At 73.2% G+C, this 21,823-nt stretch carries 24 protein-coding genes; 18 read left to right on the plus strand and 6 right to left on the minus strand.

All coding sequences use genetic code 11. The features are described from left to right. The 14 genes from ABD353_RS07100 to ABD353_RS07165 all read left to right on the plus strand — a co-directional run. On the plus strand, window positions 1-869 hold an 869-nt coding region (locus ABD353_RS07100; RefSeq protein ID WP_344622620.1), incomplete at its 5' end, for a S41 family peptidase. Window positions 870-1,010: 141 nt separating this feature from the next. Continuing rightward, window positions 1,011-1,370, plus strand: coding sequence for a histidine triad nucleotide-binding protein (locus tag ABD353_RS07105; RefSeq protein WP_344622621.1), 360 nt, complete (start codon window positions 1,011-1,013; stop codon window positions 1,368-1,370). Between the two features lies 1 nt (window position 1,371). Further along, window positions 1,372-2,292, plus strand: a complete 921-nt coding sequence (locus ABD353_RS07110; RefSeq protein ID WP_344622622.1) for a ribonuclease Z — start codon at window positions 1,372-1,374, stop codon at window positions 2,290-2,292. Between the two features lie 276 nt (window positions 2,293-2,568). Further along, window positions 2,569-3,684 (plus strand): PhoH family protein, encoded by a 1,116-nt coding sequence (locus ABD353_RS07115; RefSeq protein WP_425555091.1) that lies wholly within the window; start codon window positions 2,569-2,571, stop codon window positions 3,682-3,684. Window positions 3,685-3,698: 14 nt separating this feature from the next. Further along, entirely contained in the window at window positions 3,699-4,193 is a 495-nt protein-coding gene (gene ybeY / locus ABD353_RS07120; RefSeq protein WP_263105453.1) for an rRNA maturation RNase YbeY, read from the plus strand. Between the two features lie 13 nt (window positions 4,194-4,206). Further along, entirely contained in the window at window positions 4,207-5,541 is a 1,335-nt protein-coding gene (locus ABD353_RS07125; protein WP_344622623.1) for a hemolysin family protein, read from the plus strand. 114 nt (window positions 5,542-5,655) lie between these two features. Next, window positions 5,656-5,892 (plus strand): hypothetical protein, encoded by a 237-nt coding sequence (locus ABD353_RS07130; RefSeq protein WP_344622624.1) that lies wholly within the window; start codon window positions 5,656-5,658, stop codon window positions 5,890-5,892. 19 nt (window positions 5,893-5,911) lie between these two features. Beyond that, the gene (locus ABD353_RS07135) at window positions 5,912-6,448 is read left to right on the plus strand and encodes a DUF4383 domain-containing protein (RefSeq protein WP_344622625.1); all 537 of its coding nucleotides are present in this window, start codon (window positions 5,912-5,914) and stop codon (window positions 6,446-6,448) included. A gap of 144 nt (window positions 6,449-6,592) precedes the next feature. Beyond that, window positions 6,593-7,591, plus strand: coding sequence for an aldo/keto reductase (locus ABD353_RS07140; RefSeq protein WP_344622626.1), 999 nt, complete (start codon window positions 6,593-6,595; stop codon window positions 7,589-7,591). A gap of 71 nt (window positions 7,592-7,662) precedes the next feature. Continuing rightward, a complete protein-coding gene (locus tag ABD353_RS07145; protein ID WP_344622627.1) occupies window positions 7,663-8,016 on the plus strand; it encodes a cytidine deaminase in 354 nt (117 codons plus the stop codon). Window positions 8,017-8,154: 138 nt separating this feature from the next. Beyond that, window positions 8,155-8,310, plus strand: coding sequence for a hypothetical protein (locus ABD353_RS07150; protein ID WP_159400980.1), 156 nt, complete (start codon window positions 8,155-8,157; stop codon window positions 8,308-8,310). Between the two features lie 57 nt (window positions 8,311-8,367). Then, window positions 8,368-9,297, plus strand: a complete 930-nt coding sequence (gene era / locus ABD353_RS07155; protein ID WP_344622628.1) for a GTPase Era — start codon at window positions 8,368-8,370, stop codon at window positions 9,295-9,297. 200 nt (window positions 9,298-9,497) lie between these two features. After that, complete coding sequence (locus tag ABD353_RS07160) at window positions 9,498-10,976, plus strand: M16 family metallopeptidase (RefSeq protein WP_344622629.1); 1,479 nt, start codon at window positions 9,498-9,500, stop codon at window positions 10,974-10,976. A gap of 64 nt (window positions 10,977-11,040) precedes the next feature. Beyond that, window positions 11,041-11,619, plus strand: coding sequence for a hypothetical protein (locus tag ABD353_RS07165; protein ID WP_344622630.1), 579 nt, complete (start codon window positions 11,041-11,043; stop codon window positions 11,617-11,619). 38 nt (window positions 11,620-11,657) lie between these two features. Here the strand turns inward: ABD353_RS07165 and ABD353_RS07170 are convergent, their stop codons facing one another. Together ABD353_RS07170 and ABD353_RS07175 are read right to left on the minus strand one after the other, a co-directional pair. Beyond that, window positions 11,658-11,924 carry a protealysin inhibitor emfourin gene (locus ABD353_RS07170; RefSeq protein WP_344622631.1) on the minus strand — a complete coding sequence of 89 codons (267 nt, stop codon included), beginning with the start codon at window positions 11,922-11,924 and terminating at the stop codon, window positions 11,658-11,660. A 63-nt stretch (window positions 11,925-11,987) separates the two neighbouring features. After that, the gene (locus tag ABD353_RS07175) at window positions 11,988-13,019 is read right to left on the minus strand and encodes a M4 family metallopeptidase (protein WP_344622632.1); all 1,032 of its coding nucleotides are present in this window, start codon (window positions 13,017-13,019) and stop codon (window positions 11,988-11,990) included. 310 nt (window positions 13,020-13,329) lie between these two features. On the opposite strand from ABD353_RS07175, the gene leuA reads away from it, so the two are divergent. From leuA to ABD353_RS07195, 4 genes are all read left to right on the plus strand, one after another. Next, the gene (leuA, locus tag ABD353_RS07180) at window positions 13,330-15,111 is read left to right on the plus strand and encodes a 2-isopropylmalate synthase (RefSeq protein WP_344622633.1); all 1,782 of its coding nucleotides are present in this window, start codon (window positions 13,330-13,332) and stop codon (window positions 15,109-15,111) included. Window positions 15,112-15,372: 261 nt separating this feature from the next. Beyond that, window positions 15,373-16,050, plus strand: a complete 678-nt coding sequence (locus tag ABD353_RS07185) for a TerB family tellurite resistance protein (RefSeq protein WP_344622634.1) — start codon at window positions 15,373-15,375, stop codon at window positions 16,048-16,050. A gap of 353 nt (window positions 16,051-16,403) precedes the next feature. Next, on the plus strand, window positions 16,404-17,150 hold the full coding sequence (recO, locus tag ABD353_RS07190) for a DNA repair protein RecO (RefSeq protein ID WP_344622635.1): 747 nt from the start codon (window positions 16,404-16,406) through the stop codon (window positions 17,148-17,150). Window positions 17,151-17,152: 2 nt separating this feature from the next. After that, the gene (locus tag ABD353_RS07195; protein ID WP_344622636.1) at window positions 17,153-18,004 is read left to right on the plus strand and encodes an isoprenyl transferase; all 852 of its coding nucleotides are present in this window, start codon (window positions 17,153-17,155) and stop codon (window positions 18,002-18,004) included. Between the two features lie 192 nt (window positions 18,005-18,196). Here the strand turns inward: ABD353_RS07195 and ABD353_RS07200 are convergent, their stop codons facing one another. Genes ABD353_RS07200 through ABD353_RS07215 form a run of 4 tightly spaced genes read right to left on the minus strand, consistent with a single transcriptional unit; the run spans window position 18,197 to window position 21,520 of the window. Next, a complete protein-coding gene (locus ABD353_RS07200; RefSeq protein ID WP_344622637.1) occupies window positions 18,197-18,607 on the minus strand; it encodes a Fur family transcriptional regulator in 411 nt (136 codons plus the stop codon). A 35-nt stretch (window positions 18,608-18,642) separates the two neighbouring features. Next, on the minus strand, window positions 18,643-19,626 hold the full coding sequence (locus ABD353_RS07205) for a metal ABC transporter permease (RefSeq protein WP_344622747.1): 984 nt from the start codon (window positions 19,624-19,626) through the stop codon (window positions 18,643-18,645). After that, window positions 19,626-20,531 carry a metal ABC transporter ATP-binding protein gene (locus tag ABD353_RS07210; protein WP_344622638.1) on the minus strand — a complete coding sequence of 302 codons (906 nt, stop codon included), beginning with the start codon at window positions 20,529-20,531 and terminating at the stop codon, window positions 19,626-19,628. Before ABD353_RS07210 ends, ABD353_RS07205 begins: the two co-directional genes overlap by 1 nt. Window positions 20,532-20,545: 14 nt before the next feature. Next, window positions 20,546-21,520 carry a metal ABC transporter substrate-binding protein gene (locus tag ABD353_RS07215; RefSeq protein WP_344622639.1) on the minus strand — a complete coding sequence of 325 codons (975 nt, stop codon included), beginning with the start codon at window positions 21,518-21,520 and terminating at the stop codon, window positions 20,546-20,548. Window positions 21,521-21,823 lie beyond the last annotated feature (303 nt).

A 21,823-nucleotide genomic window follows, 5' to 3' on the forward strand; every position in this document is an offset into this window, starting at 1 on the left:
CCCCCCCGGGGGCCCGGTCGCCGCTGCCCCCCCTCGGCGTCGCCGTCCGGCCCGGCGACGCCGTGCTCGCCGTCGACGGCCGCCCGGTCGACCCGGTCGCCGGCCCGGCCCCGCTGCTGGCGGGCACCGCCGGCCAGCCGGTCGAACTGACCGTGGCCGGCAAGGACGGCGTCCCGCGGCACCCGGTGGTCGTGCCGCTCGCCGACGAGGAGGCGCTGCGCTACCACGACTGGGTGGCCGGCCGCCGTGCGGAGGTCCGCGAGCGGTCCGGCGGCCGGCTCGGCTACCTGCACGTGCCCGACATGGTCAGCTCCGGCTGGGCGCAGCTCCACCGCGACCTGCGGGTCGAGCTCGCCCGCGAGGGCGTGGTCGTCGACCTCCGGGAGAACCGCGGCGGCCACACCTCCCAGCTGATCGTCGAGAAGCTGAACCGGCGGATCGTCGGCTGGGACCGCGGCCGCGACCTCGCCAACCCCGAGCCGTACCCCGGGGACGCCCCGCGCGGCCCGGTGGTGGCGCTCGCCAACGAGTTCTCCGGCTCCGACGGCGACATCGTCAACGCCGCGATCCAGGCGCTCGGCATCGGCCCGGTGGTCGGCACCCGCACCTGGGGCGGCGTGATCGGCATCGACAGCAAGTACGCGCTGGTCGACGGCACCTCGATCACCCAGCCCAAGTATGCGTTCTGGCTGGAGGGCTACGGCTGGGGCGTGGAGAACCACGGCGTCGACCCGGACGTGGTCGTCGACTGCCCGCCGCAGGACTGGGCGGCCGGCCGCGACCCCCAGCTCGCCGAGGGCGTCCGCCTCGCGCTGGAGGCGCTCGCCGAGCGGCCGGCGAAGACCCCGCCGCCGCTGCCCGAGCTGTAGGGCCCGTCCGGGCGCGAACGGGCCCGGGGGCGGGCGGCAGCGGCCGTCCGCCCCCGCGCCGGTCCCGTGCCCGCCGCGGGGGAGTGCGCAGCTCGGCTAGGCTGCGGACCGTCAGGAACGTGCACCCGCAAGGAGACCGCCATGGCCGGCGAGGCCCAGCCCGACTGCCTGTTCTGCAAGATCGTGGCGGGGGAGATCCCGGCGACCGTCGTCCGGGAGACCCAGCGCACCGTCGCCTTCCGGGACATCAACCCGCAGGCGCCGACGCACGTCCTGGTGATCCCGAAGGTGCACTACCCGAACGCGGCCGCGCTCGCCGCCGCCGAGCCGGAGATCACCGCCCAGCTGCTCATCGAGGCCGCCCGGGTCGCCGAGGACGAGAAGATCGACGGCCACGGCTACCGGATGATCTTCAACACCGGTGCCGGCGCCGGCCAGACCGTCTTCCACGCCCACCTCCACGTGCTCGGCGGGGTGCAGCTGCGCGAGGGCCTGGTCTGAGGTGTCCCAGCGCGAACTCGTCGTCCTCGGCACCGCCAGCCAGGTGCCCACCCGGCACCGCAACCACAACGGCTACCTCCTGCGCTGGGACGGCGAGGGCCTGCTCTTCGACCCCGGCGAGGGAACCCAGCGGCAGATGCTGCACGCCGGCGTCTCCGCCACCCAGATCACCCGGATCGCCGTCACCCACTTCCACGGCGACCACTGCCTGGGGCTGGCCGGCGTCGTCCAGCGGATCAACCTGGACCGGGTCCCGCACCCGGTGGACGCCTACTACCCGGCCTCCGGCCAGGTCTTCTTCGACCGGCTGCGGTACGCCTCCGCCTTCCACGAGACCGCCGAGCTGCGGCAGCGGCCGATCCTCGACCCCGGCCCGCTGGAGGCCCCCGGCGCGCCGTTCGAGCTGTCCGCGGCCCGGCTGTCGCACCCGGTGGAGTCCTTCGGCTACCGGCTCGCCGAGCCGGACAGCCGCCGGATGCTGCCCGAGCGGCTCGCCGCCCTGGGCCTGCGCGGGCCCGCGGTCGGAGCCCTCCAGCAGCACGGCCGGGTCGAGGTGGACGGCCGCACCGTCACCCTGGACGAGGTCAGCGAGGTGCGGCCCGGCCAGCGCTTCGCCTTCGTGATGGACACCCGGCTGTGCGACGGCGTCGACGAGCTCGCCGAGGGCGCCGACATGCTGGTCATCGAGGCCACCTTCGTGGACGCGGACGAGCACCTGGCGTCCGAGCACGGCCACCTCACCGCGGCGCAGGCCGCCCGGGTCGCGGCCGCGGCCGGGGTGCGGACCCTCGTCCTCACGCACTTCTCGCAGCGCTACCCCGTCCTCGACCAGCACCTCGCCGAGGCCCGCAAGCACTTCGACGGCGAGATCGTGATCGCCGAGGACCTCGCCCGCGTCCCGGTGCCCCGCCGCCGGGCCTAGGACGTGCGCGCACCGCAAGGGCGTACGGATGCTTCCACGCGCTCCTGGGGCGGTCTCCCGCGCGGCCCCGGGGACGGCTCCTGGTGCGGCCGGGGCGGAAAACCACTCGCGCGGTCGGGGCGGGTGGCCCACCATCGAATCCGGCCGCCGCGGGCGGAGCCGCGCCGCCCCTGCCCTCCGGGAGAGGGCCCGTGCGGCGTACCCTGGTGACCTCGGACACCCCGAGCTGCACCCCGAGACGACGGATTGGGATGAGGCAGGCCGCAGCGCCGACCCATGAGTGACACACCGCAGACCCGTACCAACGGACAGCCGCGCCGTGAGGCGCAGGCCAGCACCCGGATCGTGATCCCCGAGAAGCACCCCATGGTGACGCTGCTGGGTGCGGCCGACTCGCTCCTGCGAGTGATCGAGCAGGGGTTCCCGCAGACCGACATCCACGTGCGCGGCAACGAGGTGACAGCCACCGGCGACCGCTCCGAGATCAGGTTGGTCGAGCAGCTCTTCAACGAGATGATGCTGGTGCTCCGCACCGGCCAACCCCTGACGGAGGACGCCGTGGAGCGTTCCATCGCGATGCTCAGGAGCGCCGCCGACAACCCGGACCACCCGGCGCCCTCCGAGGTGTTCACGGCGAACATCCTGTCCAACCGGGGCCGCACGATCCGCCCCAAGACGCTCAACCAGCAGCGCTACGTCGACGCGATCGACAAGCACACGATCGTCTTCGGCCTCGGCCCCGCCGGCACCGGCAAGACCTACCTGGCCATGGCCAAGGCCGTGCAGGCCCTCCAGGCCAAGGAGGTCAACCGGATCATCCTGACCCGGCCGGCCGTCGAGGCGGGGGAGCGGCTGGGCTTCCTGCCCGGCACCCTCTACGAGAAGATCGACCCGTACCTGCGCCCGCTCTACGACGCGCTGCACGACATGATGGACCCGGACTCGATCCCCCGGCTGATGGCCGCGGGCACCATCGAGGTCGCCCCGCTCGCCTACATGCGAGGCCGCACCCTCAACGACGCCTTCATCATCCTCGACGAGGCCCAGAACACCTCGCCCGAGCAGATGAAGATGTTCCTGACCCGGCTCGGCTTCAACTCGCGCGTGGTGGTCACCGGCGACACCAGCCAGATCGACCTGCCGGGCGGCACCCGCAGCGGCCTCAAGGTCGTCCAGGAGATCCTCGCCGACGTGCCGGACATCCACTTCTCGGTGCTGACCAGCACCGACGTGGTGCGGCACAAGCTGGTCGGCCGGATCGTGGACGCCTACGAGCGCTGGGACGCCCAGCAGGAGGCCGACCAGGCCGCCACCGACCGCAAGCCCGTCCAGCGCCGGGGCGCCCGCGCCCCGCGTCAGTCCCAACGCCAGTCCCACCGCACCGAAAGCTGAGTCACAAGCCCTCCATGTCGATCGACATCGCCAACGAGTCCGGGTGGGACGTCGACGAGGAAGCCATCCTCGACGTCGCCCGCTTCGCCCTCGACAAGATGCGGATCCACCCGCAGTCCGAGCTCTCCGTGATCCTGGTCGACAGCGACGCGATGGCGGAGCTGCACGTCCAGTGGATGGACCTGCCCGGGCCCACCGACGTGATGTCCTTCCCGATGGACGAGCTGCGTCCCGGCAAGGAGGGCCAGGAGCTGCCGCAGGGCCTCCTCGGCGACATCGTGCTCTGCCCCGAGGTCGCCCAGCAGCAGGGCAAGGCCGCCCCCTCGCAGCACTCGATGGACGAGGAGCTGCAGCTGCTCACCGTCCACGGGGTGCTCCACGTGCTCGGCTACGACCACGAGGAGCCGGACGAGGAGAAGGAGATGTTCGGGCTGCAGAAGCGCATCCTGGACGACTGGCGCTCCGGCCGCGGCCTGTCCGGGATCTCCCCGGCGCCGACCGTCCACTGAGGGCCGGCCGCTTGTGAGTGGTGATAGTACGAGCTTCCTCGTCGGGGCTCTGCTGCTGGTCGTGGTCGGCTGGCTCGCCGCGTGCGCCGAGGCCGGCATCTCCCGGGTCTCCCGGTTCCGTGCCGAGGAGGCCGTCCGGGCGGGCCGCAAGGGATCGGCCCGGCTGCTGACGGTGGCCACCGACCCGATCCGCTACCTCAACCTGGCCACCCTGATCAGGGTGGCCTGCGAGATGGCGGCGGCCGTCCTGGTCACCGTGGTCTTCGTGCGGAACGTCGACAAGACCTGGCAGGCGGTGCTCTCCGCGATCGCGGTGATGGTGCTGGTCTCCTTCGTCGCGGTGGGCGTCTCGCCGCGCACCATCGGCCGCCAGCACCCGCTGACCACCTCGACCGCCGCCTCCTTCGTGCTGCTGCCGCTGGCCCGCATCCTCGGGCCGATCCCGCGGCTGCTGATCCTGGTCGGCAACGCGCTGACCCCGGGCAAGGGCTACAAGGAGGGTCCGTTCGCCTCCGAGGCCGAGCTGCGGGCCCTGGTCGACCTCGCCGAGAAGGACGACCTGATCGAGGACGAGGAGCGCCGCATGGTGCACTCCGTCTTCGAGCTCGGCGACACCATCGTCCGCGAGGTGATGGTGCCGCGCACCGACCTGGTGATGATCGAGCGGCACAAGAGCATCCGGCAGGCGCTGACCCTGGCGCTGCGCTCCGGCTTCTCGCGGATCCCGGTGGTCGGCGACAACGAGGACGACGTGGTCGGCATCGTCTACCTCAAGGACCTGATCCGGCGCACCCACGTCAACCGGGACGCCGAGTCCGAGCAGGTCGGCACGGTCATGCGGCCCGCCGTCTTCGTCCCGGACTCCAAGCCGGCCGCCGACCTGCTGCGCGAGATGCAGCAGATGCGCTCGCACGTGGCGATCGTGATCGACGAGTACGGCGGCACGGCCGGCCTGGTCACCATCGAGGACATCCTGGAGGAGATCGTCGGCGAGATCACCGACGAGTACGACCGGGAGATCGCCCCGGTCGAGGACCTCGGCGACGGCTCGTACCGGATCACCGCGCGGCTGCTGGTCGAGGACCTCGGCGAGCTGTTCGGCCTGGAGCTGGAGGACGAGGACGTCGAGACCGTCGGCGGCCTGCTCGCCAAGCACCTCGGCCGGGTGCCGATCCCCGGCTCGTCCTGCGACATCCCCGTCCCGGACGAGACGGCCACCGACCTGGTGGCGATCCGGCTGAGCGCCGAGAGCTCGGCCGGCCGCCGCAACCGCATCGACACCGTCGTCGCCGCGCCCGTCCGGGCCGTCGAGGACCCGGAGGACGAGCTCGCCGACCAGCAGAGCTGACCCCCGCCACCGCGCCACGGCCGGTCCCCCGCACCCGGGGGACCGGCCGTTCGTGTGGCGACGGACCCCGCCCGCGTTTGCCGCCGGGGCCCGGGCGTTTGCACCATGGAGGGTATGACGCACCAACTGCGCGCGGAGTACGGCCCGGCGGGCCGGTCCGGCGAGGTGAGCAGGTGGCACATCGTCCGGACCGCCAACCCCGCCGAGGGCATGTGCGGCGCCACGATCGAACCCGATGCCGAGACCAGGCCGGAGACGGACTGGGGGACGGGGCTGCGGACCTGCCAGCAGTGCGGTTCGCTCTACCTCCACGAGATCCCCTACCACCGCGACTACCACGGCCACGGCTGACGTACGGCGGAGGCAGCAGATGAAACTGCAAGACGAACTTCCCGTGGACCACCGGCTCGGCCAGATCTACCGCTGGACCGCGGGCCTCGGCGGAGTGTTCCTGGTGGTCTTCGGCATCCTCGGCCTCGTCGACCAGGTCGGCTTCTTCGACACCGACGGTAAGGAGACCCTGGGCCTGTCCAGCAACGGCGCCCTCAGCGTGCTGTCCATCGTGGTCGGCGGGATCCTCATGATCGGCGCGGTGATCGGCGGCAACTTCGCGTCCACCCTGAACATGATCGTCGGCGTGCTGTTCATCCTCGCCGGCTTCGTGGGCCTCATGGTGCTCGACAGCAGCGCCAACCGGCTGGCCTTCCAGATCCCCAACGTGGTGTTCAGCTTCGCCTTCGGCTTCGCGGTGGTGACCTTCGGCATGTACGGCAGAGTGAGCAGCCACCTGCCGCAGGACAACCCCTACTGGCGCCAGCGCCACAGCGGCCCGGAGACCGCGCCCAACGGTCCGCAGACCCTCGTCAAGGTGCTCAAGCCGGGGCCGCCCAACCCGATCGGCCACTGAACCGCACCCCGACGGCCGCGGGAACCAGGAGGCCGGGACGCCCGCCGTCCCGGCCTCCGGTACGCCCGGCGAAGTACTTTGACGGACCGTCGGATTCCGGGGGAGGGTGGGCGCCGACCGCACACCACCCACGGAGGGGGACGGATGAGCGAGCGCTCGCTCGGAGGACTGCAGACCGCACCCGTCGGCTTCGGAGCCATGGTGCTCTCGCCCGGCATGTACGGGCGGACCGACGACGACCGGGGCGTCGCCGCCCTGCACGCCGCGCTGGACGCCGGCGCCACGATGATCGACACCGCCGACGGCTACGGCGCCGACGGCCACAACGAGGCCCTCGTCGGCCGGGCGGGGGCCGGCGGCCGCGACGAGGTGGTGATCGCCACCAAGTTCGGCTTCCGCATCCCGGAGGGCGCCGAAGCGCACAGCTTCCCGGTCGGCTACTCCTTCGGCGAGCTGGCCGTCAACGCCGAGCCGAAGTACGTGCGCGGCTACGCCGAGCAGTCGCTGCGCAACCTCGGCACCGACGTCATCGACCTGTACTACCCGCACTTCCCCGACCCGCAGGTGCCCTTCGAGGACACCGTCGGCGCCGTCGCCGACCTCGTCGCCGCCGGCCTGGTCCGCCACCTCGGCCTCTCCAACGTGACCGCCGGGCAGCTGCGCGCCGCGCACGCCGTCCACCCGGTGGCCGCCGTCCAGACCCAGTGGTCGATGTGGCAGCCCGTCGACCCGGAGCTGCTCGCCGCCGCCCGCGAACTCGGCGTCGGCCTGGTCGCCTGGAGCCCGCTCGGCGGCGGCTTCCTCACCGGCACCGTCCAGCAGCTCGGCGAGGACGACTTCCGCCGGCACATCCCCCGCTTCGACGGGGCCAACCTGCAGACCAACAACGACCGCTACGCCCCGCTGCGCGGCATCGCCGCCGACCTCGGCCTGACCCCCGGGCAGCTGGCGCTGGCCTGGCTGCTGCACCAGGACGAGCACGTGGTGCCGATCCCCGGCAGCCGGACCCCCGCCCACATCGCCGAGAACACCGCCGCGGCCGGAGTGACCCTGGACGCCGCCGTGCTGCACCGCATCGACGAGGCCCTCGCCCTGTTCGCCCCGGCCGGCCGGGGCGCCCTGCTGGCGGAGGCCGACGGCTGACCGGGCCGGCGGGTGTCCGCCCCGCGGTCCGGCGCGGACGGCGCGGCGGCGCCCGCCTATGCTCAGGGCTCATGAGCGAGATCACCGAACTGGATCCCGAGGACAAGAAGATCATCACCCTGGCCCGCTCCGTCCGCGCCCGCAACGGCGTGGCGGAGGGGGCCGCGGTGCGCGACGAGACCGGCCGCACCTACACGGCCGGCAGCGTCTCGCTGGAGTCGCTGCGGCTCAGCGCACTGCAGACCGCGGTGGCCATGGCCGTCGCCAGCGGCGCCAAGGGCCTGGAGGCCGCCGCCGTGGTCACCGAGGCCGAGACCCCGGCCGAGGCCGACCTCGCCGCCGTGCGCGACCTCGGCGGCGCCGGCACCCCGCTGCTGCTGGCGGGCCCCGACGGCGCCCTGCGGAGCCGTACCGAGGCGCGCTGAGACCCGCCCGCCGAGCCGGTCCCGCCCGATAGTCTGATGACCGGCCCGGCGGGGGGCGGGGCCGCGCGGACGGCACCGTCCCGGTGCACGGGAGTGGCGCACGGGAGCAGTGCCGGGGAACGGCGCAGGGGAGGGGACATGGGCGTACTGGCGTTCTTCGCGGGGCTGCTGCTCACCGTCATGGGCTTCGGCCGCTGGCGGGAGACCGGCTCGCCGTACTGGCTGATCGGCTCGCTCGTCCTGCTGGTCCTCGTCCTGGTCGGCGCACTGACCGGAGGCAAGAAGACCGGCTGAGCCGCCCGCCGCGGCACGCGTCCGTCCGGCCGCCGGTGATCAGGGAGAATGGTGCCCATGAATGCCCCTTCCTCCCCGTACCGCTCCGGGTTCGCGTGCTTCGTCGGCCGTCCCAACGCGGGCAAGTCGACCCTGACCAACGCCCTGGTCGGGACGAAGGTCGCGATCACCTCCGACCGACCGCAGACCACCCGGCACACCGTGCGCGGCATCGTGCACCGCCCGGACGCGCAGCTCGTCCTGGTCGACACCCCGGGCCTGCACAAGCCGCGCACCCTGCTCGGCGAGCGGCTCAACGACCTCGTCCGCACCACCTGGGCGGAGGTCGACGTGATCGGCTTCTGCCTGCCCGCCGACCAGAAGCTCGGCCCCGGTGACCGGTTCATCGCCAAGGAGCTCGCCGAGGTCCGCAAGACCCCCAAGGTCGCGATCGTCACCAAGACCGACCTGGTCGACTCCAAGCGGCTGGCCGAGCAGCTGATCGCCATCCACCAGCTCGGTGCGGAGCTCGGCATCGAGTGGGCCGAGATCATCCCGGTCTCCGCCGTCGGCGACAAGCAGGTCTCGCTGGTGGGTGACCTGATCACCAAGCTGCTCCCCGAGGGCCAGCCGCTCTACCCGGACGGCGACCTGACCGACGAGCCCGAGCAGATCATGGTCGCCGAGCTGATCCGCGAGGCCGCCCTGGAGGGCGTCCGCGACGAGCTGCCGCACTCGCTCGCCGTGGTGGTCGAGGAGATGCTCCCGCGCGAGGGCCGGCCGGCCGACCGTCCGCTGCTCGACATCCACGCCAACGTGTACATCGAGCGGCAGAGCCAGAAGGCGATCGTCATCGGCGCCAAGGGCTCCCGGCTCAAGCACGTCGGCACCACCGCCCGCAAGCACATCGAGGCGCTGCTCGGCACGCCCGTCTACCTCGACCTGCACGTCAAGGTCGCCAAGGACTGGCAGCGCGACCCGAAGCAGCTGCGCAAGCTGGGCTTCTGAGCAGCCACCCCGCAGCACTGCAGCACTGCAACACCGCAGCACCGCACGGCCCGCCGGCACCCCGCCGGCGGGCCGTCGCCGTTCCGGGAACCGTGCCGATGTCGGCCGCGGGCAAGGGGCGTGCGCGGCGCGGCCGCGGTCATGCGCTCCGTCATCAAATCGTCACAAGCGGGTCGATGGATTCCCCTTATGATCGCCCGGTGAACCACGAGGTCGTCGACGGAATCCCCGTCCTGTGGGCGGAAGCGCCCGGACCGCTCGAAGCGGTCCTCATGTTCGGGTGCGGCGCGCAGGACGAGACGCTGCGCACCCTGGGCACCACCCACATGATCGAGCACCTGGCGATGAGCACCCTGCCGCGGCTGCACCACGACCACAACGCCTCGGTCGACCTGCTGACCACCCAGTTCACCTGCACCGGCCGCCCCGAGCAGGTCACCGCCTTCCTCGCCGCGGTCTGCGGGGCGCTCACCGCGCTGCCGCTGGACCGCATCGAGCAGGAGGCCGGCGTCCTCGCGGCCGAGGACGGCAGGGTCGCCGACCCGATGACCGGCGAGCTCCTCTCCCACCGTTACGGCGCCCAGGGCCTCGGCCTCGCCGCCTTCCGGGGCCCCGGCGCGGACCGCATCCCCGTCGAGGCCGTCCGCGGGACCGTCGAACGGTACTTCCACCGCAACAACGCCGTCCTCCTGCTGACCGGCCCGCCCCCGGAGGGGCTGCGCCTGCCGCTGCCCGACGGCGAGCGGCCCGACCGCAGCACCCCCCGGCCGGTCCTGCACACCGGCCCGTCCTGGCGCCACGAGGACGTGCCCGGCCCCGGCATCGCCCTGCGCGGCGACCTCGACGATCCGGCGCTGCTGCTCGCCTGCAAGGTCCTCTCCGAGCGCCTGCGCGCCACCGTCCGCCACGAGCACGGCCTCTCCTACGACGTCGGCGGCGACACCGTCCACGCCGGCCCCGGCCGGGGCGAGCGCACCGTCTGCCTGGACGCCCGCGAGGGCCAGGAGGCGCGGGTCGCCGAACTCCTCTGGGCGGGCGCGCTCCGCCTCGCCGCCGAGGGCCCCACCGATGCCGAACTCGCCGAGGAGGTCACCGGTCTCCGCGAGCTCTTCGAGGACCCTCGCTCGGTCACCCACGAGCTCGGCGAGGCCGCCGGCGCCCTGCTCTTCGGCGATGAGTGCCAGGACGCGCAGACCCGCCTCGCCGCCCTCGCGAAGGTCACCCCGGACCAGGCCCGGGAGGCGTTCGCCCGCGCGCTGGAGACCGTGCTGCTCGTGGTGCCCTGCGACGCGGAGGTCGAGGCGGTGCTGCCGGACGGCCGCCCGCTGCCCGCGTACTCCTGCGCCACCGTGCGCGACCTGCCCTCCGGCGCCGCGGTGTTCCGTCCGCCGCTCAGCGCCCGGCTGCGCTCCTCGCAGGCCCGCCGGGCCCGTCTCGCGGTCGACGACCGGGGCCTGTGGGCGCGCGAACCCGACGGCGGGGTGCACCACGTGCCGTTCGCCGAGGTGGTGGGCGTCGAGATGCGCGGCCCCGGCCGGGTCGTCTTCGGCCGCGACGCCTGCGTGATCCCGGTGATGCCGGAGCTGTGGGCCGGCATCGGCGCGGCCGTCGACGCCGTGGACGCCGCCGTGCCCGAGCACCTGCGGTACGCCGCCTCGGCCTTCCGCCCCGCGGACTGAGCCCCCACCCCCCTCGTCTTCCCGGCGCGTTCCCAGCGCCCGTTCCGCCGACCGGAGTTCCGCCGTGCCCACCTTCGCCGCCGTCACCGCCGCCGACACCGACCGGGTCCGGGCCGCCCTCGGGCGGTCCAGGCTCGGCGGCTACCTCTACCCGGGCACGCCCGGCGGCACGGCCGTCCTCTTCGACCCGCCGAAGCCGCGGTTCGGCCGGATCTCCCGCTCCCGGCTGCTCGACCCGGCCTTCGACCTCGCGTTCGAACTCAAGGCCCCGGTCTGGGTGCTGGAGGACGACGGGCGGTGCGCCGGCGCCACGGCCTGCTTCGCCGGCGGCGGCTTCCGCGAACTGAGCTGGGCCGCGGACTGGACGCCGCCCGCGGACCCGGCGGCCCGTGCCGCGCACCGCGCGGAGTGGGACGCGTACTGCGCGAAGACCGCCGAGAAGGCCGGACTGCCCGACCCCGCCGCGCTGGCCGCCGTCCGCAACGACCCTGCGCCGGACGGCAGCCGGCCGAGCGGCGAGGAGGTGCTCCGACGGCTGTGCGCGGTGGTCGGCGCCTCGGACACCGCCGTCGGACAGTCGCTGTTCCACCGGGCCGGGCCGCGCGGGCGGGACTTCGTCCGCTTCGAGGCGCGTCGCCGCTGACCGACGGACGGGCGTGGTGCTCGGGCGCCCCGCGACCCTCAGGCGCCCTCGCGCATGACCAGGCCGACCAGTTCGCGCTGGGAGTCGGTGAGCTTCGGGTCGGCGCAGTAGACGGTGCGGCCGTCCACCGTGATCTCGTAGTGGAAGCCGTCCGGCACGCCGTACGACGGGGCGCGCAGCCCGCCGGCCATCGCCTCGCGGGCCAGTGCGTGCACGTGCGGTGCGTCGGGGCGCGCGGCGGTGTCCAGCTCGGCGTGCTTGGCGTGGCCGGCGAAGCCGCCGGTCCTGGTGACCTGGATACGCATGGTTGTCAGTGTGCTACGCAGGGGTGGGCTTTGCCGAGGTCTTTCACAGAGTCCACCCGTACCTCAGGTTGTGCTGATTCCCACCTGTGACCACGCGTCGGCCACCGCGTCCGCGACGCCGCTCACCCGGGGGTTGTGCGAGCTCGCGGTGGCGACCGTCGCCCGGGCGAAGGCGGCGAAGTCGGTGGTGGGGGAGAGCCGGCCGCTGGTGAGGGTGTCGTACCAGATCCGGCCGGCGCCCTCCCAGGCGTGGCCGCCGATCGCGACCGCCGCGAGGTAGAAGGCGCGGTTGGGGATGCCGGAGTTGATGTGCACCCCGCCGGAGTCGCTCCGGGTGCGGACGTAGCCGTCCATGTGCGCGGGCTGCGGGTCGGTGCCGAGCCGGTCGTCGTCGTAGGCGGTGCCGGGGGCCTTCATCGAGCGCAGGGCGACCCCGCGCACCCCGGGGGCGAGCAGGCCGGCGCCGATCAGCCAGTCCGCCTCCTCGGCCCGCTGGCCGAGCGCGTACTGCTTGACCAGGGAGCCGAAGACGTCGGAGAGCGACTCGTTGAGCGCGCCCGGCTGGTCCCGGTACTCCAGGTCGGCGGTGAACTGCGTGACGCCGTGCGTGAGTTCGTGGCCGATGACGTCCAGGCAGACGGTGAAGTCGACGAAGATCTCGCCGTCCCCGTCGCCGAAGACCATCCGGCTGCCGTTCCAGAAGGCGTTGTCGTAGCGGTCGCCGTAGTGGACGGTGGCGTCCAGCGGCAGCCAGGCGTCGTCGATCGAGGCCCGGCCGTACACCTCGCGGTAGAGCTCGAAGGTGGCGCCCAGGCCGTCGTAGGCGCGGTCGGCGGAGTCGTCGGCGACCGGCCCACCGCCCTCGGTGCGGACGGTGCGGCCGGGCAGCGTCTCGGTGTGGCCGGCGTCGGCGACGGTGCGGGTCAGCCGGTGGGGCGCGGCCGCGGCGGAGGGGACGGCGAGCAGCCGCTGCTCGCGCAGGGCGGTGTCGACGGCCACCGAGCGCCGGGCCGGCGCGTGGCCCAGATCGGCCAGTCGGTCGAGGATGTGGGGCGGGACGATGGCGCAGCACGGGTACGCGGGAGTCGCAGCCATGTCGCCCAGGGTGACGCATTCATGACGAGATGTCACGACCCCTGCAGGAAGCGAACCGTCTCAGTGGGTGGAATCGTGGTGGGCTTCACTTCGTGTGCCCGGGGAGCTGGGTTACGCTGGGGAGCATCATGCGTTACGGGCTGCTTCTTCTTAGCTGCCGCGGCGAGGGCCTGTAGTCCATCGGAGGCCGGCTCCCTCGCCGCGGGGAGTCGTGTTGCGCCCTTTTCTGGATGCGGCACACCAGTCGGCCGAGTTCGGGTGTCCAAGCCCCGATCAGCCCGCAATCGACATGGAAGCCGAGAGTCACCCCATGACCGAGCAGTCGTCCGTCGCCCGCGCGTTCATCGACCGCCCCACCCCGATCACGGCACACACGGTCCAGCAGAAGCCCTCGGGCATGCCGTTCCACCGCTACGTACCCTTCGGCACCGTCGACCTGCCCGACCGCACCTGGCCGAGCAAGGTGATCACGCAGGCCCCGCGCTGGCTGTCCACCGACCTGCGGGACGGCAACCAGGCCCTGATCGACCCGATGTCCCCGGCCCGCAAGCGCAAGATGTTCGACCTGCTGGTGCGCATGGGCTACAAGGAGATCGAGGTCGGCTTCCCGTCCTCCGGCGCCACCGACTTCGCCTTCGTGCGCTCCCTGATCGAGGAGGACGCGATCCCCGAGGACGTCACGATCTCGGTGCTGACCCAGGCCCGCGAGGACCTGATCGAGCGCACCGTGGAGTCCCTGAAGGGCGCCGCCCGGGCCACCGTCCACCTGTACAACGCCACCTCGCCGCTGTTCCGCCGGGTGGTCTTCAAGGGCAGCAAGGACGACATCAAGGCGATCGCCGTGGACGGCACCCGCCTGGTGATGGAGTACGCGGAGAAGATCCTGGGCGACGAGACCGTCCTGGGCTACGAGTACTCGCCGGAGATCTTCATCGACACCGAGCTGGACTTCGCCCTGGAGGTCTGCGAGGCGGTCATGGACGTCTGGCAGCCGGGCGAGGGCCGCGAGATCATCCTGAACCTGCCGACCACCGTCGAGCGGTCCACCCCGAACGTCTACGCCGACAAGATCGAGTGGATGTCGCGGAACCTGTCCCGCCGCGAGTTCGTCTGCCTGTCCACCCACCCGCACAACGACCGCGGCACCGGCGTCGCCTCCGCCGAGCTGGCCGTGATGGCCGGCGCCGACCGCGTCGAGGGCTGCCTGTTCGGCCAGGGCGAGCGCACCGGCAACCTGGACCTGGTCAACGTCGGCATGAACCTGTTCTCGCAGGGCGTCGACCCGATGATCGACTTCTCGGACATCGACGAGATCCGTCGCACCGCCGAGTACTGCAACCAGATGGGCGTCGCCGAGCGCCACCCCTACGCCGGCGACCTGGTCTACACCTCCTTCTCCGGCTCCCACCAGGACGCCATCAAGAAGGGCTTCGACGCCCTGGAGGCCGACGCGGCCGCCGCCGGCGTCCCGGTCGCCGACTTCACCTGGGGCGTCCCGTACCTGCCGATCGACCCCAAGGACGTCGGCCGCTCGTACGAGGCCGTGATCCGGGTCAACAGCCAGTCCGGCAAGGGCGGCATCGCGTACGTCCTGAAGAACGACCACAAGCTGGACCTGCCGCGCCGGATGCAGATCGAGTTCTCGAAGAACATCCAGTCGAAGACCGACGCCGAGGGCGGCGAGGTCACCCCGGCCGAGATCTGGGCGGTCTTCCAGGACGAGTACCTGCCGACCCCGGACAACGCGTGGGGCCGCATCTCGCTGGACGGCCCGCGCAGCCTGACCACCGAGAACGGCCGCGACGTGCTGCACGCCGAGGCCGTGGTGGACGGCGAGCGCACCGCGCTGACCGGCTCCGGCAACGGCCCGGTCTCCGCCTTCGTCGACGCGCTGGCCGGCATCGGCCTGGACGTCCGCGTCCTGGACTACGCCGAGCACGCGCTGAGCGAGGGCGGCGACGCCCAGGCCGCCGCCTACGTCGAGTGCGCCGTCGACGGCAAGGTGCTGTGGGGCGTCGGCATCGACGGCAACACCGTGCTGGCCTCGCTGAAGGCCCTGGTGAGCGCCGTCAACCGCGCGCAGCGCAGCTGACACGCCGAAGCGACGTGTACGAGGGGCCGCCCGTGGGGCGGCCCCTCGCCGCGTTTCCGGGCCGTCCGGCCCCTCCCGCCACCCCGTGTGTCCTGCGCCACATTTTTTCGCCCCGGCACCCGTTCGGGGTGCTGACACGTGCCCGTAACCGTGGCAACATCGACGCACCGGAACCGGGGTCGGTGGGACGGCCAGCGGAGTCCGGTCGCGTGACCTGCCCGCAGACGTGCAGGCCGCCTGCCATGTCTGGGGAGTGGCGCCGTGACAGGGTTGTGGGGTGTCCGTCCTCGCTGGCGGACTGACGTCCTCGGTGACTTCTTCTGCCCGGGCTGCGGCGGCGACCGCAACTACCGCCGACAGCACGGCCGGCGGTGGCTGCGGTTGCTCGGCACCCCGGTCCTGCCGCTCGGCCCGGTCATCGGCAGCGTGCAGTGCACCAGCTGCCACGGCCGCTACGGCGTCGAGGCACTGGAGCAGCTCACCTCCGTCCGGCTCGCCGCGATGCTCCGCGACGCCCAGTACACCGTCGCCCTCGCCGTCCTCGCCGCCGGCGGATCCGGCAGCCGGGCCGGCCGTGACGCCGCCTGCGCCCTGATCCGCGAGGCCGGCTTCGACGACTGCGGCGAGGCCCAGGTCCTCGCCTCCCTCGCCGCCCTCACCGGCCGCAGCGGCGGCGAACCCCAGGACGTCGACGACACCGCCGCGAGCGGCGCCGGCGGCCTCGCCATCGAACTCCACGCCGCCCTCGAACCGCTCGCCCCGCACCTGGCACCGGCCGGCCGCGAACGGCTCGTCCTGCAGGGCGCCTGGATCGCCCTTGCCGACGGCGGCTACCTGCCGCAGGAGCGCGCCGCCCTCGCCGCCGTCGGGCGCTGTCTGCGGATCGGACCCCCGCGGGTCGAGGACCTGCTGGAGGACGCGACCCGCGCCCCGCGCTGACGCCGCCGCCCCCGCTCGCCCGCGCCTTCCCACGCCCTGCCGTCCCTTCCCACACCTTCCCGTCCCCTTCCCACACCTTCCCGTCCCTTCCCACGCGGCCCGTTTCCCGGGCCGCGCCCCCGACCGGGCCCGACTCCCCCCTCCCGGGCCCGCCGTGACCCGCACCGACAGGGCAACCCCCCGGCCCCGGTGCGGGGCTCACGGCTGCCCGCGGACGGCCGTGCGGACCGCCGCGCGGGTCGGTCCATGAGCGTCGGGTCGGGTCGTGCGGGTCCGCCCGGGGACCCGGTCGGCGTGCGCGAGAATGGGGGGATGCCGATACTGCCCACCGCCGTCGCCCGGAGTGCCGCCGCATGAGCCTGTTCCGCGACGACGGCGTGGTGCTGCGCACCCAGAAGCTCGGCGAGGCCGACCGGATCATCACCCTGCTCACCCGCCAGCACGGCCGGGTCCGGGCCGTCGCCCGCGGCGTGCGCCGCACCAAGTCGAAGTTCGGCGCCCGGCTGGAGCCGTTCTCCCACGTCGACGTGCAGTTCTTCAGCCGGGGCAGCGACCTGGTCGGCCGCTCCCTGCCGCTGTGCACCCAGGTCGAGACCATCGCCCCGTACGGCGGCCGGATCGTCGGTGACTACGCCCGCTACACCGCCGGCACCGCCATGCTGGAGACGGCCGAGCGCTTCGCCGAGAACGAGGGCGAGCCCGCCGTCCAGCAGTACCTGCTCCTGGTCGGCGGCCTGCGCACGCTCGCCGCGGGGGAGCACGAGTCGCACCTGGTGCTCGACGCCTTCCTGCTGCGCTCGCTCGCGGTCAACGGCTACGGCGCGAGTTTCGGCGCGTGCGCCAAGTGCGGCCTGCCCGGACCCAACCGGTTCTTCTCGCTCCAGGGGGGCGGCGTGCTCTGCGCCGACTGTCGGGTCCCTGGAAGTGCCGTACCCTCCCCTGAGACACTGGTCCTGCTCGGCGCACTGCTGTCGGGGGACTGGCAGACGGCGGACGCCTGCGAGCCGCGCTACTGGCGCGAGGGCAGCGGGCTGGTGGCCGCCTATCTGCAGTGGCACCTGGAGCGGGGCATCCGCTCGATGAGATACGTGGAGAAGTGAGCATGGCAGCACGACGGCTCTTCGGCAGCAAGCAGCGGGTGTACGAGACCCCGGCGCCGCACCCGAGCGGCGCCCGCCCGCCGAAGATCCCCGGCGAGCTGGTGCCCAACCACGTGGCCTGCGTGATGGACGGCAACGGCCGCTGGGCCAAGGAGCGCGGCCTGCCCCGCACCGAGGGCCACAAGGTCGGCGAGGCCGTCGTCCTCGACGTGCTCCGCGGCTGCCTGGAGATCGGCGTCAAGAACCTCTCGCTCTACGCCTTCTCCACCGAGAACTGGAAGCGGTCCCCGGAGGAGGTGAAGTTCCTGATGAACTTCAACCGGGACGTCATCCGCCGCCGCCGCGACGAGATGGACGCCATGGGCATCCGCATCCGCTGGGCCGGCCGCATGCCGAAGATGTGGAAGAGCGTCGTCCAGGAGCTCCAGGTCGCCCAGGAGCAGACCAAGGACAACACCGCCATGACGCTGTACTTCTGCGTCAACTACGGCGGCCGCGCCGAGATCGCCGACGCCGCCCAGGCCATCGCCCGCGACGTCGCCGCCGGCCGGCTCGACCCCAAGAAGGTCAACGAGAAGACCTTCGCCAAGTACCTGTACTACCCCGACATGCCGGACGTCGACCTGTTCCTGCGCCCCAGCGGCGAGCAGCGCACCTCCAACTTCCTCGCCTGGCAGTCCGCCTACGCCGAGTTCGTCTTCCAGGACGTGCTCTGGCCGGACTTCGACCGCCGCGACCTGTGGCGCGCCTGTGAGCAGTACGCGCGGCGCGACCGCCGCTTCGGCGGGGCGATCCCCAACGAGGTGGAGGCCGCCGCCGAGGCCGCCGCCGCGGAGCTCCCGGCCCAGCGCTGACGGGTCGTACCCGCCTTCCGCGTGCACGCGAGAGGCCCGGGCCGACCGGCCCGGGCCTCTCGCGTGTTCAGGTGCGGTGCTGTTCCGGCGCCGTGTGCTCCGGCTCCGCATGTTCGGGTGCCGTGTGTTCCGGTGCCTGTGGTCCGGCCCCGCGTGTTCCGGCGCCGTGCGTGCGGGTGTCTGCCCGCGCGGTCAGGCCTTCTGCGCGCAGTTCCCGCAGGTGCCGAAGATCTCCAGGGTGTGCGCGATGTCGCTGAAGCCGTGCTCGGCGGCGACCGCGTTCGCCCAGTGCTCCACCGCCGGACCCTCCACCTCGACCGTCGCGCCGCAGGTGCGGCACACCAGGTGGTGGTGGTGCCCGCTGCTGCACCGCCGGTAGACCGCCTCGCCCTCGGACGTCCGCAGCACGTCCACCTCACCGGCCTCGGCGAGGGACTGCAGCGTACGGTAGACCGTGGTCAGACCCACCGAGTCGCCCCGGTGCTTGAGCATGTCGTGCAGCTCCTGCGCGCTGCGGAAGTCCTCGATCTCGTCCAGCACCGCCGAGACGGCGGCTCGCTGCCGAGTGGATCGGGCTCGCGGCGTCGGGCCTGCGGTGGTCACCGTGGGTCCTCCTGGGGGTGGGATGCTGTCGCACCTCATTGTGCCAGCCCCCGGCCCGCGGACGGCTCGCTCTCGCGCCGTCCGTTCCGCCCCGTGGACGCCCCCTCCCGATCCGGAGCCTCCGCCGTCCGGCCCGCCTCCCGGCCCGCCGACTGGGCGGGCAGCACCACGTCGCAGACCTCCGGACCGGAGTCCGGCGCGGCCCGGTGCCGCCGCCGGGCCAGCGGGCCCGCCACCGCGCCCAGCAGGGCGAAGGCGGCGATCGCGAGCAGCACGATCGCGGGGCCGGACGGCACGTCGGCCTGGTACGAGCCGGCCACCCCGAGCACCGCCACGGTGATCCCGAGGCCGACCGCCGCCGCCTGGGTCGCCCGGAAGGAACGCGTCACCTGCTGCGCGGCCGCCACCGGGACGACCATCAGCGCACTGACCAGCAGCAGTCCGACGACCCGCATCGCCACCGTCACGGTGACCGCGGCCATCACGGCCAGCAGCAGGTTCAGCACCCGGACGGGGATCCCGGTGACCCGGGCGAACTCCTCGTCCTGGCAGATCGCGAACAGCTGGCGGCGCAGCCCGAAGGTGACGGCCACGACCACCGCGGCCAGTACGGCGATGGTGGCGAGGTCCCCGGGGCCCACGGTGAGGATGGACCCCCACAGGTAGCTCTCCAGGTTGCCGCTGCCGGCCTGGGCGCTCACGCTGACCAGCAGCTTGCCGCAGGCCATGCCCCCGTAGAAGAGCATCGCGAGGGCGATGTCGCCGCGCTGGTTGCCGCGCGAGCGGACGAGCTCCATCACGACCGCGCCCAGCACGCAGACCAGGACGGCCATCCAGACCGGGCTGGTCTGGAACAGGAAACCGAGGCCGACGCCGGTGAGGGCGACGTGCCCGATGCCGTCGCCCATCAGCGCCTGGCGCCGCTGCACCAGGTAGACGCCGACGGCCGGCGCGGTGATCCCGACCAGCACGGCGGCGACCAGCGCCCGCTGCATGAAGTCGAATTGCAGCATCTCGATCATGCGAGCAGTCCTCGGGGGTGGGTGTGGTCGTCGGCGTGCGGGTGGACGTGGTCGTGGCCGGGCAGGGCGTGCTGTCCGACCCCCTGGGGCGGCGGGCCGTCGTGCGCCACGCAGCCGTCCCGCAGCACCACGGCCCGGTCGATGAGCGGCTCCAGCGGGCCGAGCTCGTGCAGGACGAGCAGGACGGCGCAGCCGCGGTCGGCCTCCCGGCCCAGGATGTCGGCGAGCACCTGCTGGCTGGCGACGTCGACGCCGGCCATCGGCTCGTCCATGATCAGCAGGTCCGGTTCGCCGACCAGGGCGCGGGCGATCAGCACCCGCTGGTGCTGGCCGCCGGAGAGCCCGGTCACGCCGTCCTCGGCTCGGTCCAGCATGCCGACCGCGGCCAGCGCCCGGTCGACCGCGGCCCGGTCGCGCCGGCGGAACGGCAGCAGCCGGTGCTGCGGCAGCCGTCCGGTGGAGACCACCTCGCGGACGGTCGCCGGGACGCCGCCGGCGGCGGTGGTGCGCTGCGGCACGTACCCGATCCGGCGCCAGGCGCGGAACGAGCGGTACGGGGTGCCGAACAGCTCCAGATGCCCGCGGTCCAGCGGGACGCCGCCGACCACCGCCTTGACGGTGGTCGACTTGCCCGAACCGTTGGCGCCGAGCAGGGCCACCACCTCGCCGGGGCGGACGGTGAGGTCCACACCGCGCAGCACCGGGCGGCCGCCGACCGAGGCGACCGCCTCGCGGAGACGGACGGCCGGCGGCTGGCCGTCGGGGGCTGTGTCGGGTGCCGCCTCGGGTGCTGCCTCGGGTGTTGTGCTTTCGGACGCGTCGGGGGCTGCGTCGGGCGTGGTGGTTTCGGGCGCGGTGGGGGCTTCGGGCGCGGTGGTGCGCTCGGGGAGGACTGGGCTCATGGCGTGGTGTCCCGTCAGCTGGTGGCGCCGAGCGCCGCCCGGAGGTTGGTCAGGTTCTGCCGCATCACGGAGAAGTAGTCGCCCTTGCCGTTCTTGATGCCCTCGATGGGGTCGAGCACGGCGGTCCGCAGCTTCAGGTCCTTGGCGACGCTGGTGGCGAGCGCGGGGCTCACCAGGCTCTCGAAGAAGATGGTGGTGACGCCGTGCTCCCGGGCCGCCTGCTGGATCGTGGCGAGCCGGGCCGGGCTGGGCTCGGCCTCCGGGTCGACCCCGTTGATCGCGATCTGCTCCAGACCGTAGTGGTCGGCGAGGTAGCCGAAGGCGGCGTGGCTGGTGACGAAGGCCTTCGTCCCCGAGCCCTTCAGGCCGTCCCGGAACTCCGTGTCCAGCGCGGTGAGTCGGGTGACCAGGTCGGCGGTGTTCTTCTCGTAGTCGGCGGCGTGCGCCGGGTCGGCGTCGGCGAACGCCGCACCGACCGCCTTGGCGACCGCCGCGTACCGGGTCGGGTCGAGCCAGATGTGCGGGTCGCCGGCCGGGCCGCCGTGCTCGTGACCGTGGCCGTCGGCCTCCTCGCCGCCCTCGTCGAGGTGGTGGTCGACCAGCGGGGAGGCCGCGGTGGCGTCGACGACGTGCTTGGAGTGTGATTGCTCGACCGCCTTGTCGACCGTCGGCTGCAGGCCCTTCAGGTAGAGGACCGCCCCGGCCTTCTGGACGGCGCCGACCTGCCTGGCGGTGAGTTCGAGGTCGTGCGGCTCCACGCCGGCGGCCGTCAGATCGGTCACCTTCACGTGCTCGCCGCCGATCTGCGAGGCGAGGAACTCCATCGGGTAGAAGGACGCGACCACCGACAGTCTGCCGCCGGCGTCCTGCGCACTGCTGGTGCCGCCGCAGGCCGTCAGCGCGAGGGCGGCGGCGAGGGCGGTGGCAGTGAGGGCGACGGCCTTGGCAGGGCGGCGGCGGGTGCCGCCGGAGGGTCGGGGGAGCGTCATGACAACCATTCTCATCTTATGTGGAAATGATTGTCAACTCACCCGATTGGGTGAGGCGCGTCCGCTGCGCGGGTGGACCGCGGTGGGCCGGCGGGGTGGCCGGCGGCCCGGACGGGTGTGGGAAGGCCGGCGAGCGGGTGGGCTCAGGAGGGCGGTGAACGGGTGGGCTCAGGAGGGCGGTGAACGGGTGGGCGCGCGGGGGTCGGGGAGGTGGCGTGCGGGCGGGAGGCCCTGGAGCCGGGCGGGAAAGTGCCGTCCGAACGCCGCGGGAACATGCGGTGCGGCCGATACTGATGTGACTGC

The sequence above is a fragment of the Kitasatospora arboriphila genome, assembly GCF_039528095.1.
Taxonomy (GTDB): Bacteria; Actinomycetota; Actinomycetes; order Streptomycetales; family Streptomycetaceae; genus Kitasatospora; species Kitasatospora arboriphila.

What these genes read in the sequence shown, in the direction of transcription:
- ABD353_RS07105 (WP_344622621.1), top strand. Translation starts at nt 1,011, where the DNA reads ATGGCCGGCGAGGCCCAGCCCGACTGCCTGTTCTGCAAGATCGTGGCG.
- ABD353_RS07115 (WP_425555091.1), top strand. Translation starts at nt 2,569, where the DNA reads ATGAGTGACACACCGCAGACCCGTACCAACGGACAGCCGCGCCGTGAG.
- ybeY (WP_263105453.1), top strand. Translation starts at nt 3,699, where the DNA reads ATGTCGATCGACATCGCCAACGAGTCCGGGTGGGACGTCGACGAGGAA.
- ABD353_RS07130 (WP_344622624.1), top strand. Translation starts at nt 5,656, where the DNA reads ATGACGCACCAACTGCGCGCGGAGTACGGCCCGGCGGGCCGGTCCGGC.
- ABD353_RS07135 (WP_344622625.1), top strand. Translation starts at nt 5,912, where the DNA reads ATGAAACTGCAAGACGAACTTCCCGTGGACCACCGGCTCGGCCAGATC.
- ABD353_RS07140 (WP_344622626.1), top strand. Translation starts at nt 6,593, where the DNA reads ATGAGCGAGCGCTCGCTCGGAGGACTGCAGACCGCACCCGTCGGCTTC.
- ABD353_RS07145 (WP_344622627.1), top strand. Translation starts at nt 7,663, where the DNA reads ATGAGCGAGATCACCGAACTGGATCCCGAGGACAAGAAGATCATCACC.
- ABD353_RS07150 (WP_159400980.1), top strand. Translation starts at nt 8,155, where the DNA reads ATGGGCGTACTGGCGTTCTTCGCGGGGCTGCTGCTCACCGTCATGGGC.
- era (WP_344622628.1), top strand. Translation starts at nt 8,368, where the DNA reads ATGAATGCCCCTTCCTCCCCGTACCGCTCCGGGTTCGCGTGCTTCGTC.
- ABD353_RS07170 (WP_344622631.1), bottom strand. Translation starts at nt 11,924, where the DNA reads ATGCGTATCCAGGTCACCAGGACCGGCGGCTTCGCCGGCCACGCCAAG.
- ABD353_RS07175 (WP_344622632.1), bottom strand. Translation starts at nt 13,019, where the DNA reads ATGGCTGCGACTCCCGCGTACCCGTGCTGCGCCATCGTCCCGCCCCAC.
- leuA (WP_344622633.1), top strand. Translation starts at nt 13,330, where the DNA reads ATGACCGAGCAGTCGTCCGTCGCCCGCGCGTTCATCGACCGCCCCACC.
- recO (WP_344622635.1), top strand. Translation starts at nt 16,404, where the DNA reads ATGAGCCTGTTCCGCGACGACGGCGTGGTGCTGCGCACCCAGAAGCTC.
- ABD353_RS07195 (WP_344622636.1), top strand. Translation starts at nt 17,153, where the DNA reads ATGGCAGCACGACGGCTCTTCGGCAGCAAGCAGCGGGTGTACGAGACC.
- ABD353_RS07210 (WP_344622638.1), bottom strand. Translation starts at nt 20,531, where the DNA reads ATGAGCCCAGTCCTCCCCGAGCGCACCACCGCGCCCGAAGCCCCCACC.
- ABD353_RS07215 (WP_344622639.1), bottom strand. Translation starts at nt 21,520, where the DNA reads ATGACGCTCCCCCGACCCTCCGGCGGCACCCGCCGCCGCCCTGCCAAG.